The organism is Thermogladius calderae 1633, from assembly GCF_000264495.1.
Lineage (GTDB): Archaea > Thermoproteota > Thermoprotei_A > Sulfolobales > Desulfurococcaceae > Thermogladius > Thermogladius calderae.
This window is the reverse complement of sequence record NC_017954.1, coordinates 746,039-762,146: the sequence shown is the minus strand read 5'-3', so window position 1 is coordinate 762,146 and position 16,108 is coordinate 746,039. Positions and strand designations below refer to the sequence as shown.

The following is a 16,108-nucleotide window of genomic DNA, read 5'->3' as shown; positions in this document are numbered from 1 at the left end:
TTTCCTGACTACTGTTGACGGAGACCCCTGGACTTATAGTACTCGCAAAACTCTTTGATAGGGCACTCGTGGCACAGGGGCTTCCTGGCTTTACAAATTGCCCTGCCGTGTTGGATTAGAAGGAGGTGGGTCTCCAGGTACTTGTCTGGTGGGAGGCAGCTTTGCCAGAAGCCGGATACCTTCTTGTACGAGCCTCCCTTCACGAAGCCTAGCCGTGTGGTTATCCTCTTGATGTGCGTGTCGACCGGGAAAGCCGGTTTCCCGAAGTAGACCAGTAGTACTACGTCAGCTGTCTTGTCGCCTACCCCTGGCAAGTTCATCAACACCTCCCTGGCCTCGAGCACGTCCATTCTTCTGACCTCCGACTCGAACTCCTCGAGCCGGTCTCTTAGGTAACTCGCCAACTCCACGATCCTCCTAGCGCGTTGAAGGTGTAGACCAGCAGGCTTTATCAACTGCGCTAGCTCGCCTACGTCCAGCGAAAGGACCTTCTCGGGGGTGAGTTTGCCGAGCCTGCTTTTCAAGTTAGAAAGCGCTCTGATAGCGTTCTTGTCGTTGGTGTTCTGGCTCAGTAGAACGGCAACGAGGTGCTCGAAGAGGTTTCTCCTCGCAACTAGTCCGACGAACTCTCCCTCTCTTATCTCGTACCTCCTAGACAACAGTTCGTAGATACGTGTGCAGACCTCCCTCAAAAACGGACCCTGAACCAGCTAGATCCCGGGTTCACACTAATAACGTTAAAAAGTAGTACAGGAGGGCGGATACGAGGTAAGCTGTGCCCATTAACAGGAGTACTGCGAGGGCCGTGAGCTTGACGCTTCTCGTCTCGCTGTATATGGTAGAGAGAGTGGCTAGACACGGAACGTAGAGTGTCGTGAAGACACCTATCGCGATGAGTTGAGCATCTGTCAAGCCCATCACCGAGACCGCCTCGGCCATACTGGGAGTCCCAGTTATCGTGAGAATGCTCGTCACGAAGACCTCCTTCGCGACGAACCCCATGAGTAGCCCGAACACCACCATCCAGGCGTTTTCCCCTGCGACGTGGAACGGGTAGACCGCGGGGATGAGGAGCCTGGACACCTCTGCCGCTATACTGTTAGACGGGTTATCGGTGTACGTGAGCGCGGGAGTAAACGACGACATAGCCCACACGGCGACACTGGACACGAATATTATCGTGCCCGCTTTCTCTAGGAAGTGCTTTACGTTGTTCCACGTCATCCACCACACGACTTTACCGAGCGGCTTATGGTAAGCAGGGATCTCTAGGAGCATCTCGGGGATGGGCTCCCTTTTCCTCGAAAGCCTGTACAAGGCGTAGTTCAACACTATGAACGCCGAGAAAGCCGCCACGTAGCCAGTGAACACCATCACCCAACCACCTAGAGTCTTCAACGCCGTAGCTAGAGCTAGTAAGACGACGAGCCTGGCCTGGCAGGGGATTAACGGTAATGTCAGTATCTGTCTAATCCTCTCACCTGCCGTCAGGCTTGCCCTTGCTCCCATTATACCGGGAACATTGCACCCAAGCGATACAGTTATCGGGAACAGCGCGTTACCTGACAAGCCTATCTTTGTTGTTAACGCCGAGACCCCCACGGCCATCCTCGGGAGTAAGCCCGCGTCCTCTACCACGGACAGGACAAACATTACAACGAATATCAGTGGTAGGAAAGTGAGTATCGAGGCTACCCCGCCTATGACGCCGTCGGCTACAAAACTCGCCAACAGCGGGTTAGCTATAGAAGACCTCGCAATGTCCATAAGCCAGCCCAGACCTTTCCCCAACATACCTGACAGACTGTACTCCTCAACGACCGCTGCTAGGTTTTCCTGCCCCAGTAAAGACAATACGACGTTCAAGGGGAACCCTGTGTTGACTATGAAGACTAGCATGAAGATCGACAGTAACAGAGTTAAGCTGAGCGCTGTTCCTATGGCAGGGTGGTAGAAGATGCTTCTCGCCTTCCTCTCGGGGGTCCTGGCTCTGACTACCGCCTCGCGCGTTAGGCTCATAATGAAGCTAAACCTCTTCGCCGAGGCGAACATGGATACGTCCTTCCCTACGACCTTACGTGCCTCATCCCTCGCCTCCTCAAATGCCCGGTACACCTCGCTACCGCATTTACTAGACAGCATTTCGGCCAGTTCCTCGTCTCCCTCGAGTAGCCTTATTGCAAGCCACCTTGAGGGGTACTCTCTCAAGCCTTCGCACTTCTTCAGCTCTCGCTCAACGCTTTCTATGAAAGGCTCTAGCTCTCCGTAGTCGATTCTCAAGTAGTCTCTTCTACCGCCCTTCTCTGCTACTTCTATTACTTTGTCCAAGAGGTACTCTATACCGTAGCCTGTCGCCGCGGACACAGGCACTACTGGGACACCGAGCCGTTTCTCCAACGTGTCGAAGTTTATGTGTATACCCATCTCGTGTGCCATGTCGTACTTTGTGTAGGCTATCACGACGTTCTTGTATGCCTCTAGGATCTGGATAGGCAGGTACAGCGTCCTCTCGGGTATAGTCGTGTCCACGAGTGCTATTATGACGTCGGCTTCCCCTCCGAGAATGTAGCTTCTCGAAATCCTCTCCTCTAAAGTCAACGCGGAGAGGCCGTAGACTCCCGGCAGGTCCACTAGTTTGATGCGGTACCCTCTGTGTTCTAGAGACCCCTCGTGTTTCTCGACTGTGACACCCGGCCAGTTGGCGACCAAGACCCTGTTCTTAGTCAGCAGGTTGAAGAAGGTAGACTTGCCGACATTGGGCTGTCCTGCTACTGCTACGGTGATCTCCTTCAGCTCTCCTTCACCTCTTCAACGTAGATCCTTCTGGCGATCCCCCTGCCGACAGCGACCTCGGCACCCATCACCCTCAGTACTACAGGTCCAGCACCGTAGTTTGACACGATCTCCACTATACTACCGGGTAGGAGACCCATCTGGTAAAGCCGCTGAACCCAACCTCTCCCGTCCATGCTCACAATCCTAAGCCTCGCACCAGGTCTCGCCTTATCGAGTGTAAGCATACTCCCCCCTTTGTTAGGTTATCCTAACACTAAATCCTATTATGCTATAACGCTGATACGCCTTTTTAAAGGTGTGTAGCCCGGTATGTCGACCCGCGATATCCACGACGAGAGGCCAGCGCATGAGATCTACATAGACTTCGTCGGTATAGGGTGGATGAGGTTGCCCCCGTTTACATGGGGGCGTATAACGCTTGTCCCGGTGCTGAAGGCCTACGTGGACCTACCACCCTACATGCGGGGTGTTCACTTGTCGAGGAGCTACAAAGCCGTGAGGTCCATGACGAGCGAGCAGGTTTACAGAGAGCCAGAGGTCCTCGCTGAAAGGCTGCTGTCCCGCCACGAGTACTCCGGTAAGGCTCTCGTGGTGCTGAAGGCCAGCGGTCTCGTGAGAGAGGAGGACGACTACAGGTCTTTCGAAGCCTCCAAGAGAGTGCTGTACGCGAGGGGGGTAGGCGTGATTAGGAGGGTCTGGAGCTACAGGTTCACCACCTCGAACGCCTGTCCTTGTGCTCTCCAGACCTCTCTCGAGTTGACTGGGAGGCCGCTGACCCACATGCAGCGTGTGGTCGTCGAGGTGACCCTGAGAGCCGGGAGCGGCCACGTGGAGGTCGACGAGGAGGCGTTGATAAGCGGTCTTTCGAGCGTTGTCCAGCCCTCGTTGAAAGGGTACTTGAGTAGGGTCGAGGAAGTCGAGCTAATAAAGGGGCTTGTCGAGAGGCCTATGTTCGTCGAGGACGTGGTAAGGGAGGTAGCGAGCTGGATAAGAGGCAACCTGAAGTGGTTCAAGGGCTATGCTACCGTCAGAGCCCTCTCATTCGAGTCCATACACGAGTACAACGTCGAGGCGATACTGAGAGTGGAGCTACGCTAGGTGGGCCAGGCGTTGACGTGGGTCGTAGACAGGAGCGAGTGGACGGTGCTCTACAGCGTGATCAAGTCCAAGTTGCCCCTGTCCTTCGATAGAGACCAGTACGCAACAGACGTACTGAGCGGCCTGATCTCGGCTCACAAAGGGAAGACCACGCTCGAACAGTTACCAAGGCTTATGGGCTCCGTAGTGGTCTTCGGCTGCGGCAAGAACCTGGAGAAGGACGTCAGGCTCTACATAGAGAAGTACAGCCACCTACCCGTTATAGCAGCAGACGGCTCCACGAGGTACCTGCTCGAGGAGGGCGTCCAACCACTAATAGTGGTGACAGACCTCGACGGCGACGTTAGGTACATAAATGCAGCGGCCCAGAGGGGTTCTATCGTAGTGGTCCACGCCCACGGGGACAACGTGGAGAGGCTTAGAGCAGTAGTGCCGAGGCTGGACGGGATGCTCATAGGCTCGACCCAGGTGGAGCCGAGGCCCTTTGTCTATAACTTCGGGGGGTTCACAGACGGCGACAGATCCGTATTCCTCGCCAGGGCTCTCGGGAGTAGTCGCGTAATACTCGCGGGGTTCGACCTAGACACCCCACATTACTGCCCCTCCGACATCGTAAAGGACTTAGGTGTGAAGAAACTCAAGCTCGAGGTGGCTAGGATGCTCTTGAAGTACCTCGAGGGGAAGGGTGTCAGAGTCGAGTTTATTCAGTAGAGCTTGAGAGGCTTAACACCCAGCTCGTCCATCACCACCCTCAGGTCTCGGAGGAAGGAGTTGAACTCGCTTATAGAGACGAGCACGACGCTACCCGAGTAGACCCTGAATAGAGGCCTTACCAGCGTGAGTATGACACCGGCGACCTTGACAGCTCTCTTCACGACCGGATAGCGGGCCACCACAAAGCTACGGTACCTCCTCATCTTCTCGAGCCTCTCGAGGTGTCTCTGGGCTGCTGCCGTTAGAGAGACCCTCGTGTTCCTACTCCAGTGCTTACAGTCGACGGCTAAGGCTATACCCGATACCGTGTCAACACCTAAGACGTCTATCTGGAACCTCACGGGACTAGTCAGCAAGAGGTTTGTGACCGTCTCGTACGAATTCTTGGAGAGGATCTCCGCGGAGAACTCCTCGAAGTCCCTCCACGAGATCAGTTCGCTGACTCTGGTGGGGCTCATACCCCGCTGTAAAAGCCTTAAGGCTATGTCTACCGGGTTGACGACCCTGACCAACTCGCCCTCGACGCGTAGAGCTGTGCCGTGGTCTCTTACCACCCTCTCTAGGACTTCGCGGGAGTAACCCGACAACCTCGACAACTCCTCAAACGTTAAAACGCGGTACTTTAGTAGGAGCTCCAGCGGGTTTATTATCATCGCTGAACCCTGTTGCCGTGCGTTCTCAAGTACTCGTTGATCGAGTTAAATAGGTATTTTAGCCGAACAGCGATAAGAAACATGAGCACGACCAATTTGCATCGGACCGAGGCGTTCGCCGATGTCGGACTTTGTAGAGAGCGCCAGGGCGGACATTCTAGTAGAGAGTATCTCAGACTACAGAGTCTCACACGAGATGACCGTATGCGATCTCGTCGAAGCTTTTGGTATGTCCCACGGTTTCATGGCCGCCCACGTCTACAACGCCTCCCGGGTACTGGCCGCTATGTTGAAGGACGCTGAGGTCCTCAAGATCTTCTCCTTCACGGGGAACCTCGTGGCGACCGGCCTGAGAGGCGTTATCACTCAGCTTATAAGGGAGGGCTTCGCCGACGTGGTTATAACGACGTGTGGAGCCGTAGACCACGACATAGCGAGGGCTACTGGCTCGAGGTACTATAAGGGCGACTGGCTGTACGACGACGCGTTCTTGAGGAGCGTGGAGGTGCACAGGCTCGGGAACGTGCTAATACCCTGGGAGGGCTACGGTATATCGATCGAGAAGTTCACGAGGAGCCTCTTGGACGAGCTTGTGAAAGTCAAGAAGGAGTGGAGCGGCGTGGAGCTACTCGCGGAGGTCGGGAAGAGGTTGAGAGACGAGAACAGCTTCCTGAGAGCAGCCTACGAGAAGGGCGTCCCCGTAGTAGTCCCAGGCCTACTCGACGGGGCGTTCGGGACGAACATAGTCTTCCACAGTACTATGAGCGGACTGAGACTAGACCTCCTGGCGGACGAGAAGCTCCTGGCGGAGAAAGTGTTCTCGGCGAGGAAAGTTGGGGGGCTAATAGTGGGTGGTGGCATATCAAAGCACCACGCCCTGTGGTGGTCTCAGTTCAAAGAGGGGATGGAGTACAGCGTCTACATAACCACGGCGGTCGAGTACGACGGCAGCCTTAGCGGGGCCCACCTGAGGGAGGCCATAACGTGGGGGAAAGTGAAGCCCAGCGGGAAGAGCGTGGTGGTCTACGGTGACGCTACAGTCCTCCTGCCAATAATTATAGTGGGGGCAAAGTGCTTCATGAAGCGTGGGTAATTTGCTAGTACACGTGGGGATAGACGACTTCGACTCCCATACCGGCGGGTGTACCACACACCTGGCTGTCAAAATAGCGTGGGAGCTAACAGGTAGGAAGGCTAGGCTGGTCGACTACCCCAACCTAGTAAGGCTCAACCCGGCAGTGCCCTGGAAGACGAGGGGGAACGGTGCTGTAGCCCTGAGACTCGAGACGGAGAGGAGCGCTAGGGAGCTACTCGACATAGTCGAGGTGATAGCAGAGGACTACGCTAGGGAGTTCGACAACCCGAAGCACCAGCCTGCGATCGTCGTGCTCGAAGGAGAGATACCCGAGTACTTGAAGAGGGTCGGCACGAGAGCGGTAGGGGACCTGATCCCCCTACAGGTCGTGGAGAGGGTCATAGAGAAGTCGGGGGCTCTGGCAAAATCTGTTAAGGGGAAAAGAGGGCTTGTAGGGGCTACAGCCGCGATAGGCGTAGACCTCCTCGAAGGCGACTTCACGTACGAGGCGATTTTATATAGAGTGAGGGATAACATCGGCAAGCCGAGGCTGGTAGACGCTGAATCTGTCAAAGACGCCGAGCTGAGGTCTAAGGGAGCTCTCTTCCTCAACTACGACCACGATACGGGCAGGCTGTTGGCGACACCGAGAGGCCCGGACCCCGTTCTAATGGGGGTCAGAGGAGAGAGCCCGGAGCACATTGTGGCGGCGTTGAGGTCGATAAGAGTGTTCGAGGAAGTAGAGGCAGTGGTGTTGTTCAGGACTAACCAGCACACAGACCAGCACCTCCAGGAGGTGGAGTCGGTCTGCGAAGCATACCCCTACAGGTGTGTAAGAGTCAGGGGCTTCGTCACGAGAGCCCCACGGAGGATCCAGGGCGGGCACGTCGTGTTCGGTGTGTCCGACGGACACTGTTCGATCGACGTCGCGGCCTACGAGCCCACCAAGGAGTTCAGGGACGTCGTCTCCGAGCTTGCGGTCGGGGACGAGGTCGAGGTGATGGGGTGCGTGAGGCCCGGCTCTACGACCCACCCGCCGACCCTCAACCTCGAGAAATTGCTGGTGGTGAGGCTTACTGAGGTCTATAGGTTCGAGAACCCGTTATGCCCCAGGTGTGGGGCTAGGATGACTAGTGCAGGGTATGGAAAGGGGTTCAAGTGCCCTAAGTGCGGCTACCGATCAACGGAGTTGGGGAAGGTAAAGATAAGGGTCGAGAGGAGTATAGCTCCAGGTCTCTACCAGCCTCCGAAGCACGCCTTCAAGCACTTGATGAAGCCCATTGAGAGGTTTGGTGTACCTCCGAAGAAGTTCATCTACCAGCCAGTAGACCCGTTTATTAAACCACCGTTGGGAGCTCCCTAGGGGTGGAGTCTCGTCACGACTCAGCATTGAAGTCTTCGGTCATCCGGGTAACTTATAATGTCCTTGGACCTTTAAAACTGCTCTACAACCGAGACTTCGTACAGTATTACGTATTTGAGTTTTGCCATAGCGATCTGCTTATCGAAGCTCAGCCACTCGACCTGGCTAGCCTCGCCCCTGCTTCTCCCCATTACGACTGTTGGGTAGTTGTAATAGGGTATCGAGACGATGTGCGACAGCCAGTTGCCCTTAACGCCGAAAACCGTGTCGATGCGAACCCACCCCCAGGGTGGCAGGAAAGCGACCGCCCACGCATGTCCTCCTCCACCGATCATGGTTATGTTGAGCATCCCGTTGTTTTCCACAGACTCTAAGCGGAAATCGCTGGACAAATAGACCATACCGTACTCCTGGTAGCTGGGTATCCCGAGCCCTCTGAGGACTGTCACGAGGAGGTTGGACTGGTCATCACAGTCGCCTTCCATGAAGAGGAGTGTCTCCCACGGCTCTCTCGGAGGCATCCTGATCGAGTAGACAATGTTGATGTCCACGTATTCTACGACAGCCCTCACGAGGTCTACGGGCTTGTCAGAGTCGGCAGTAGACGATATGTACCTGACGAGTAACTGGAGTAGTGGGTTGGTGTAGTTCCACCCGCTCGTAGCGGACACGTACTGCTTCAAGGTCGAGTTCAACGCTATAGGCTGGGACTCCTCTTCCAGTCTACTAGTGTTTCCTGTTATGTACGCGTTCGAGAAGTCTATTATGCCTTTGAACCTGGACAAAGTATCTACTTCGACCAAGTACACCACCCACGCCTCAGCCCTAGTACCCGGTGTCAGATTCGTCCACGAGCTTGGGGCGATGAACCTGATGTAGGGTTCGTCACCCCCGTAGACAGCATAACTAACATTCACCCCGTTAAACCACGCCTCGACACGAACTATCCTCTGAGTTGGGTCTTCGAGGGGGTAGTTGAACTCCGTGAGCCCCGTTCTGGAAAGGGCGACTGGTGCAGTCCCCGTGTTCACGACTTCGTTATATATCTTGACGTAGACCTGTTGTAGGGTAGGCGTGAAGTCCTGCCCTAGGGTAATTGGCGCGACCGAAAGGCTAATGACTAAGACTATTACTGCGACTAGAATAGCCCTCGACATGGCTCTCTCAAAGGGTAATCATCTAAAAAATGGACTTATATACGAGTGGGGCCGGGGCGTAGTCAGTACACGACTAGCTGAGCACCGTGTAAGCTCTCGAGTACCTCTACGAGGGGTTCGACTATGTCCTCGAGAGGCATGTTTACCTCGCTACTGATGGTGTTCGCTACGTCCTCCACGGTGTGCTCGCCGTCGCACAACAACCAGATGTAGTACGCTAGTGGCGACAGCTCGTACACCTCTTCCTCGCTCTTCGCGACGTAGAACTTCTCGCCCTCTTCCCCGAGGAAGGTTCCCTGCCTCAGCGGCTTAAGCGCCCTTATCTCCTCGTAACGGCTCTTAGCCCCTGTGTCCGCAGTGTGCTCCTCGCTCATTACCCTCGCCTCGGCCTGAACCCGCCGCGCCTCCGGCCCTGGAAACTAGGGCGTCGCTCCTCCTCCGGCGCTGTTGGCGAGTCGGCCGGTACCTCGCTCGGCTGGGGGACTTCGGCGTCGGATACCTCCTTTACCTCGCTTGACCTTCCAACGTTCAGCTGGACCTTGCCCCGGAAGCTCGTCGTCCAGGCACCGTTTATCTCGACCGCTTGCCCTTCCTTAATGGTGCCCGCCTTCTCGCCCCAGAATGTCGTCTCTACCCTACCGGTCGAGTCGCCAATTACAGCGTTGCTGATCGTACGCGGACCCTTCTTCGTCTGGATCACTTTGGGAGGACCGGCTTCTAGAACTCTGCCCTTGATCTTCACGTGTTCCATTCCGGGTTTTAGATCTATTATATTAACGGGGTTTCCCCCCGACTCCTCTTCCGACTCACGTTCCATTACGATTTCGACTCCGATACGTTGCTAACCCCTAAGCTAAGGGGCTCTAATAAACTTGACGGTCACACCGAGCCCGCCAAGCGTCCTCGAGACTCTCTCCAGACACTCGGGGATGCTCCACTGGCACCTGAACATGTGCGATACTGCGGCCGGGTCATCGCTAGACCCGAACCCTTTCACAGGCTCGAACACCTCTGAGAGCAAAGTTGAGAGAACGTACTCCCGAATACCCTTGCCGGTCACCGCAAAGTAGCCTAAGACCCTCGCTCCCGGGTTAGACGTGACGTAGTCTATGTGCCAGAAGAGCCTCTTCGACTTGGAGATGTGCCTCCTCACTCTCGACTCCACGCCGCCGGGGCCTCTGGCTGAGCCAACGTAGAAGTAGACACCCCTAGGCAGGTCGAAGACCCTCCCTCCACGTGTAACAACCCTCAAGTCCTCGCCGAGAGCGAGCACCAGTACGTAGAGCCCTTTCACCAAACGTGACGACCAGCCTTTTATCACCGTGTTGAGTGATTTTAAAGTAGTGATGACCCTCGGTTTCAGCTGAGACCTGATGAGGAGTTACTCAGCTGACCACCACCGGCTCGTATACATGTTGTGCGACGGCGAGTCCGGCTAGTTGTTGGACTGGACTCTCGAGTACTCTAATGGGAAATGTCACAAGAGGGCTAGGTCGTAGTCAGGACTCGGGCTCCCGAGGCCGATGATTGAGTGGGAGAGTCCCAACGGAGATGTCTGGGATGCGAGTACGTTTCTAGGTGCCAGCACTGTCCGAAAAATGCCGGTGGACGGGAGGACCGGCTAGTCTACCCGGTCGACCTCAACTTAAATGGCGAGGGGAAGAGGTCTCTTAGGTTCGCGACGACAGTCTTACCCGTCTTCACGCTGTGCATAACCACCTCTGCTTCACTGTTGAACTCCGCTATCACCTGCCTACAAGCTCCGCAGGGAGGGATAGGCTCGTCCATGTCTGTTACGATGGCGATCGCCACTGGGCGCCTCTCCCCAGCTGTTACCATGGCGGATATCGCCGACCTCTCGGCGCATATCGTGAGCCCGTAACTACTGTTCTCCACGTTAACGCCACGGTAGATGTTACCCTTGTCGGTCAGGACAGCAGCGGCGACGTGGACCCCACTGTAGGGTGCGTAGGAGTGTGGTAGGACCCGTTTAGCCTCCTCTATGAGGAGCCTCATAGTCTTATCGTCCAACTCTCCTCACCATTATGACGAACACGTCTCCACCTATGTCCCACTCCCTAGTGTAGCCGTCTAGCTCAGGGATGGTGTCCACGAGCTCGACTTTCACAGACCCTGTCTCGTTCTTCACGTAGTCTTGGTACCAGGCGAGTAGGCTCTTCTTGTCGGCTGGGGCGACGATGTACGTCTCGATCTTCTCGTCGAGCTCTAGGTTCATCATCTTTCTCATCACCTGGATCCTCCTGACAACGTCCCTGGCTAGTCCCTCCGCGACCTCTCTCTCCGTCAACCTCTTGTCGACCGCTATCGTCCCGAGCTCGCTTACCTCAACTGCGTAGCCCTCTACGTAACCTACGACGACCTCGAAGTCGCCTTGTTCTAGTCTCACAGTCCTCCCCTCGATCTCGAGGTCGAAGTAGCCCTTTGTCAGGAGCCCGTGTGCGACCTCGCTCTCTCTACCCTTGACGTACTCTATCACTCTGCCAGCGAGCTCCTTGAACTTGGGTCCGAGCTTCTTGTAGACTGGCCTCAGAGTGTAGACTACTATCTCCTCGACGCTTTTTGCGTCCTTCACCTCCACTGCTTTCGAATTGAACACCTTCTTTAAGAGCTCCGAGTGCTTTTCCACGACCTCGGCGACTTCCTTCTTGTCCGTGTATACTATCACGCTTTTGACTGGCTGCCGTAGCTTGATCCCGGCTTTCATCCTGGCCGCCGCGACCCGGTCTGCGAGTGTCCTGACGACCTCCATCTCCTTCTCGACCGAGTCGTCTAGGAGCGAGTGGTCTGGCTGTGGCCAGTCGGAGAGGTGAATAGACTCTAAGCCTTCGACGGGCCTGAAGACCTTCTGGTACACGTACTCCGCGAAGAAGGGTATGAAGGGGGCAGCTACCACTAGCATGTTCTTCAAGACGTAGTAGAGCACCGCGTACGCTGCTAGCTTGTCCTCGGTCTCCTCTTCCACCCATATCCTCGGTCTAACGATCCTGAGATACCAGTGGCTGAGGTCTTCCACGACAAACCTCCTCCACTCCCTGACGGCCTCGTGTATCCTGTAGTTCTCGAGGCTCTCGGTTATCCTGATTAAGGTCCTTGTGAAACGGCTCAACAGCCATTTGTCCTCGAACTTCAGCTTGCCGACAAACTTCTCCAAGCCGTTCCTCGAGGGTTCGAACTTGTCCAGGTTCATGTAGGTGGAGGCGAACAGGTAGACGTTCCAAGCCACTTGCAGGTCGCTCGCTACTTCTTCGATGCTTTTCCAGGAGAACCTCAGGTCTTCCCACACAGTGTTGCTCAACAACCATAGCCTGAGCGGGTCTCTACCAGCCCTGTTTATCGCCTCGTCGGCTCCAACGTAGTTGCCCAGACTCTTGTGCATCTCCCTCCCTTTCTCGTCGAGGGCGAAACCGTGAACCAAGACAGTCTTGTACGGGCTGACACCGAAGCCTATGACACCCGACCTCAGGAGCGAGAAGAACCATCCTCTCGTCTGGTCGTGCCCCTCCACGATGAAGTCTACGACTACCTCCCCTCCCTTGAGGTCCAGCGGGCGCCCCCTGGCAGCGTAGAAGGCTATACCGCTGTCCAACCAAACGTCCACGACGTCTTCGACCCTCCTCATACTCCTGCCACAAACGGGGCACTTGAGCTCGACCCTGTCGATCCATGGTCTGTGGAGGTCCGGTGGGACCTCGCCGCCCAGCCTCCTGATGTCGTCTACGCCCCCCACTACGACGTAGTGTCCATTCTCGCAAACCCAGACCGGTAGCGGCGTCCCCCAGTAGCGCTGCCTCGACACCACCCAGTCCTGGACGTTCTCGAGCATGTGTAGCATCCTCTGCAACGCCCACTCGGGTATCCACTTGACAGACTTTGCCTCCTGTACTAGCCTATCCTTTAACCTAGATACTCTGATAACCCACTGCTTCGTTGCACGCAGGACGACGGGTGTCTTACACCTCCAGCACACCGGGTACTTGTGGATGATAGAACCCTCGTACACGAGATAGCCCCTCTCTCTCAGGTCCTCGATGATCGCTCTGTTAGCGTCGCGTACGAACATACCCTTGTACTTACCAGCCTCCTCCGTGAAGACGCCCTCGTCGTTGACAGGGCTCACAACCAGGTCAATACCGCTCTTCTTGGCGACCTCGAAGTCCTCGAAGCCGTGGCCGGGAGCCGCGTGTACAAGGCCCGTACCCTCGTAAAGGCTTACGTACTCCTCCGAGGGGAGGACGACGTGGTACTTGCTCAGCTTCTTCTGGGCTTCGACCAGGTCTTCGAGGGGGTGTTTGTACTTTAAACCCACGAGTTTCTCGCCTGGGAACTCCTCGATGATAGAGTAGTCCTCGACCCCCGCTAGTTCCATGACTTCCCCGAGGCGCGGCTTAGCGAGTATCCAGACCTCATCGCCCACCCCCACCCTAACATAGGTGCCCTTGGGGTTAACCATGATGAACGTATTGGCTGGGAGAGTCCACGGAGTTGTAGTCCAGACCAATAGGAAAGTCTTCGGCTCCCCCTCCACCGGCATCTTCACTACTATACTCGGGCTCTCGAGGTCGTGGTACTCTACCTCGTACTCAGCGAGAGTGGTCTGGCACCGGGGACACCAGTGGACGACTCTGTAGTCCTTGTCTAACAAGCCCGACTCGTGAGCCCGCTTAATCAGCCACCACGCCGACTCTATGTACTTGTTATCTAGGGTGTAGTAGGGGCTTTCCCAGTCCATGGCTACGCCGATTTCCTCGAACCACTTCGTCATAGAGGCCGCGTTTGTGAGGGCGAGCCTCCTACACTCCTCAACGAACTTGTCTACCCCTATCTTCTCCTCTATCTCTCGCTTGCTTCTCAAGCCGAGTCTCTGCTCGACTTTCACCTCTATGGGTAGCCCGTGGCAGTCGTAACCGGGCTTGTCGAAGACGCGGAAGCCCCTCATCCTCTTGAAGCGGAGAACCACGTCTTTCAACGTCTTGTTCCACAACGTGCCTATGTGGGGTACGTCGCCGGAGGGGTAAGGTGGGCCGTCTATGAAGACGAACACGTTTGGCGAGCGCTGAGCTTTCTCTCTCATCTTCCGGTATATCTCCACCTCCGCCCAGTAACTCTTGACAGCGTCCTCAACAATTCTCCAATCGTACTGTCCCGTCAGCTTACCTGGTATGGGCAAGTAGTAGCCCACCTAGGTCTGGTCAAATAGCAGTGATAACACTAGTAATAAATCCTAACGTTTTTAACTCAACTGATGCCCGCCTTTTAAGTTCACCTAGGTGCAATTAGAGCGTGGTGGTTTATTGCTCGAAGAGCTAGTCTTGAGCGTAGTACGCGAGTACAAGCCGTCCCGGAGTACCCTCCACTCCATTGTTTACTTGAAGAACGGGGTGTTACTGAAGGACTGGACACTGACCATAACCGGTGTGTACAGTGAGAGGCTTGAAAGAGTCGTAGAGGAGCTGATAAACTCCGGCTCTATCAGGGTGTGCAACAATGGTAGACTGACAACGGACACGTGCCCTTCAGACAACAAGGACTTGAGTAGTATAGTAGACGAGGCTATAAGGAGGTTCGTGAGAGAGTCCTTCAGCTCGTCTCCGGTGCTTCAGCTATCCTAGCCTTGACCAAATCGCTTATAACGTTCGCAACGATCTCTTTGGCCTCCGCGACTTCGTCCTCGTCGAGCATCCTGTACTTGCGTCTCTCTAGGTAGACCGAGACCAGAGCTTCTGGTACTAGCCCGTGTCTCTCAGCGAAACTGTTGAAGAAGACCTCCTTGTAGCCGATAACCTTGGAGTCCTTCAGAGATACGACGAGGAGGTGTTTGACTATCTCGCTACCAGCGGAGGGGAACACGTCGACTTTGTTGTATAGGGTGAGCACGTCCTCGTCTGAGAGCTGTAGCTTACTGAACCTGTTGTTGAGCTCGCTGACGATCTCGCTCTTTATCTTGTTCTTTATGTCCCTGCTAAACCTCGTGGAGAACAGTACCCTGGCGTCCTCTAGCTTGAGGACCTCTCTGCTGAGGAGCTTCCATATGGGTTTCCTCGTAACAAAGAGGCTCTCGAGGGCCCTCTTAGCGAAGTCTTTGTCCTCGCACTCGAGCTCAGACGCCGGCTGGTATAGTAAGGACTGGAGCATCCCGTAGATGCTGAAATCGTTCAAGAGTACGTACTTGGACCACTCGTTTCTGTCCAGCATGTCTTCGAGGATGCTGGTGATTTTGCTCTTGACGCACTTCAGTAATCGCCCTACAGTCTCTACGAACGCTATGTTCACGTGGTGGAAGTACACGTTCTTGTACATCAGCTTCCTCGCCTCCAGTAGCCTTACGAGGTCGTCGATCGCCTTGCCAGACACGGCGGGCTTCAGTCGGCCATCGTGCTCTATTATGAACGTGTTCCTCAGGAGCCACTCCTCGTTTATCTCCCCTATAGCGAGGCCCGTGTAGTAAGAGTCTCGCTTGAGGTAGTCCATTATATCGCTTGTAAAGATGTAGTCCCTCACAACGAGCCTAACGATCGTGCTCAGAGCCTTGTCAAGGGTTGGAACGAAGTAGTCCTCGGGCTTGATATGCCCCTTCTTAAGGAGCTCCGTGTGGTCCTTCATACCAAGTGGCGGCTTCAATCCGTCGTCCAGCATGCTCAGAGTGTACTCGGGGTCTACCCCGAGCACCTTGTAGTTATCCTTGAGGGCTTGCTCGATGAGGCGGCGGACGTTCTCCCTATAAATAAGGTACCCGAGGATCTCGTGATTGCCGATGACGTACGGTAGGAAGTCCCTCGTCTTGTAAACGTACTCGTCGAAGGCATGACTAAATGGTCCATGCCCAATGTCGTGTAGCAACCCGAGCAGTCTTGTAGCGAGCGAGATCTCTTTGAGCCTCGACGAGAGCTCGTTGTAGTGCTTAGACTGCGAGAGGTACTCTAAGCTCCCCTTGAGGAGGTACGTGATGTACTTGTACGAAACGTGCATCACGCCGAGGCTGTGGTTGAACCTCGTGTGGGTGGCACTAGGGTATACGAAGTGGGCCATCTGGAGTTGTAGAATGTACCTTAGCCTCTGAAGGGGCCAGCTGTCCATTACAATATCTTCGACGCCTTTGATGTAGTCTATGTAGTTGTAGATCACGTCCCTGACCTGGGCGTTAAAGGGGAGCATCCACGGGAAGGGGCTTCGGCTCGACTCCAACTCGATCACTACGAGTACTATTTTCCTTCAACAAAATATACTTGCGATC

Annotated in this window: 16 protein-coding genes; 5 read left to right on the top strand and 11 right to left on the bottom strand. The window is 55.3% G+C overall.

The genetic code is table 11. From position 1 onward, the window contains the following. Nucleotides 1–8: 8 nt before the first annotated feature. The 3 genes from TCELL_RS04325 to TCELL_RS04315 are packed head-to-tail and all read right to left on the bottom strand — an operon-like array spanning nt 9 to nt 3,020. On the bottom strand, nt 9–692 hold the full coding sequence (locus TCELL_RS04325; RefSeq protein ID WP_014737503.1) for an endonuclease III domain-containing protein: 684 nt from the start codon (nt 690–692) through the stop codon (nt 9–11). Nucleotides 693–723: 31 nt separating this feature from the next. Next, on the bottom strand, nt 724–2,784 hold the full coding sequence (gene feoB, locus TCELL_RS04320) for a ferrous iron transport protein B (RefSeq protein ID WP_083830014.1): 2,061 nt from the start codon (nt 2,782–2,784) through the stop codon (nt 724–726). Nucleotides 2,785–2,789: 5 nt separating this feature from the next. After that, the gene (locus tag TCELL_RS04315; RefSeq protein WP_014737501.1) at nt 2,790–3,020 is read right to left on the bottom strand and encodes a FeoA family protein; all 231 of its coding nucleotides are present in this window, start codon (nt 3,018–3,020) and stop codon (nt 2,790–2,792) included. A gap of 85 nt (nt 3,021–3,105) precedes the next feature. On the opposite strand from TCELL_RS04315, the gene TCELL_RS04310 reads away from it, so the two are divergent. After that, a complete protein-coding gene (locus TCELL_RS04310) occupies nt 3,106–3,894 on the top strand; it encodes a GTP cyclohydrolase, FolE2/MptA family (protein WP_014737500.1) in 789 nt (262 codons plus the stop codon). 12 nt (nt 3,895–3,906) lie between these two features. Continuing rightward, complete coding sequence (locus TCELL_RS04305; protein ID WP_048163110.1) at nt 3,907–4,605, top strand: 6-hydroxymethylpterin diphosphokinase MptE-like protein; 699 nt, start codon at nt 3,907–3,909, stop codon at nt 4,603–4,605. Here TCELL_RS04305 and TCELL_RS04300 read toward each other — a convergent pair. After that, nucleotides 4,599–5,261, bottom strand: a complete 663-nt coding sequence (locus tag TCELL_RS04300; RefSeq protein WP_014737498.1) for a hypothetical protein — start codon at nt 5,259–5,261, stop codon at nt 4,599–4,601. The genes TCELL_RS04305 and TCELL_RS04300 overlap by 7 nt on opposite strands. 121 nt (nt 5,262–5,382) lie before the next feature. Between TCELL_RS04300 and TCELL_RS04295 the strand changes: the two genes are divergently transcribed. Beyond that, nucleotides 5,383–6,354 carry a deoxyhypusine synthase gene (locus TCELL_RS04295; protein WP_014737497.1) on the top strand — a complete coding sequence of 324 codons (972 nt, stop codon included), beginning with the start codon at nt 5,383–5,385 and terminating at the stop codon, nt 6,352–6,354. Beyond that, entirely contained in the window at nt 6,347–7,699 is a 1,353-nt protein-coding gene (locus tag TCELL_RS04290) for a TiaS agmantine-binding domain-containing protein (protein ID WP_420834835.1), read from the top strand. The genes TCELL_RS04295 and TCELL_RS04290 overlap by 8 nt, the downstream gene beginning before the upstream one ends. A 71-nt stretch (nt 7,700–7,770) precedes the next feature. Here TCELL_RS04290 and TCELL_RS04285 read toward each other — a convergent pair whose 3' ends face one another. The 6 genes from TCELL_RS04285 to ileS form a co-directional block, all read right to left on the bottom strand. Further along, nucleotides 7,771–8,856, bottom strand: coding sequence for a transglutaminase-like domain-containing protein (locus tag TCELL_RS04285; RefSeq protein WP_014737495.1), 1,086 nt, complete (start codon nt 8,854–8,856; stop codon nt 7,771–7,773). A 62-nt stretch (nt 8,857–8,918) separates the two neighbouring features. Continuing rightward, complete coding sequence (locus TCELL_RS04280; protein ID WP_014737494.1) at nt 8,919–9,230, bottom strand: PqqD family protein; 312 nt, start codon at nt 9,228–9,230, stop codon at nt 8,919–8,921. Continuing rightward, nucleotides 9,230–9,607, bottom strand: coding sequence for an OB-fold nucleic acid binding domain-containing protein (locus tag TCELL_RS04275; RefSeq protein ID WP_014737493.1), 378 nt, complete (start codon nt 9,605–9,607; stop codon nt 9,230–9,232). The genes TCELL_RS04280 and TCELL_RS04275 overlap by 1 nt, the downstream gene beginning before the upstream one ends. 102 nt (nt 9,608–9,709) lie before the next feature. Continuing rightward, nucleotides 9,710–10,150 carry a GIY-YIG nuclease family protein gene (locus TCELL_RS04270; protein ID WP_014737492.1) on the bottom strand — a complete coding sequence of 147 codons (441 nt, stop codon included), beginning with the start codon at nt 10,148–10,150 and terminating at the stop codon, nt 9,710–9,712. 332 nt (nt 10,151–10,482) lie between these two features. Beyond that, on the bottom strand, nt 10,483–10,872 hold the full coding sequence (locus TCELL_RS04265; protein WP_014737491.1) for a cytidine deaminase: 390 nt from the start codon (nt 10,870–10,872) through the stop codon (nt 10,483–10,485). A 4-nt stretch (nt 10,873–10,876) separates the two neighbouring features. Further along, nucleotides 10,877–14,056, bottom strand: coding sequence for an isoleucine--tRNA ligase (gene ileS, locus TCELL_RS04260; protein ID WP_014737490.1), 3,180 nt, complete (start codon nt 14,054–14,056; stop codon nt 10,877–10,879). A gap of 112 nt (nt 14,057–14,168) precedes the next feature. On the opposite strand from ileS, the gene TCELL_RS04255 reads away from it, so the two are divergent. Beyond that, entirely contained in the window at nt 14,169–14,486 is a 318-nt protein-coding gene (locus tag TCELL_RS04255) for a hypothetical protein (RefSeq protein ID WP_052307217.1), read from the top strand. Here TCELL_RS04255 and TCELL_RS04250 read toward each other — a convergent pair. Further along, a complete protein-coding gene (locus tag TCELL_RS04250) occupies nt 14,455–16,068 on the bottom strand; it encodes an HD domain-containing protein (RefSeq protein ID WP_014737489.1) in 1,614 nt (537 codons plus the stop codon). The two genes, TCELL_RS04255 and TCELL_RS04250, sit on opposite strands and share 32 nt — an antisense overlap. Nucleotides 16,069–16,108: the final 40 nt, after the last annotated feature.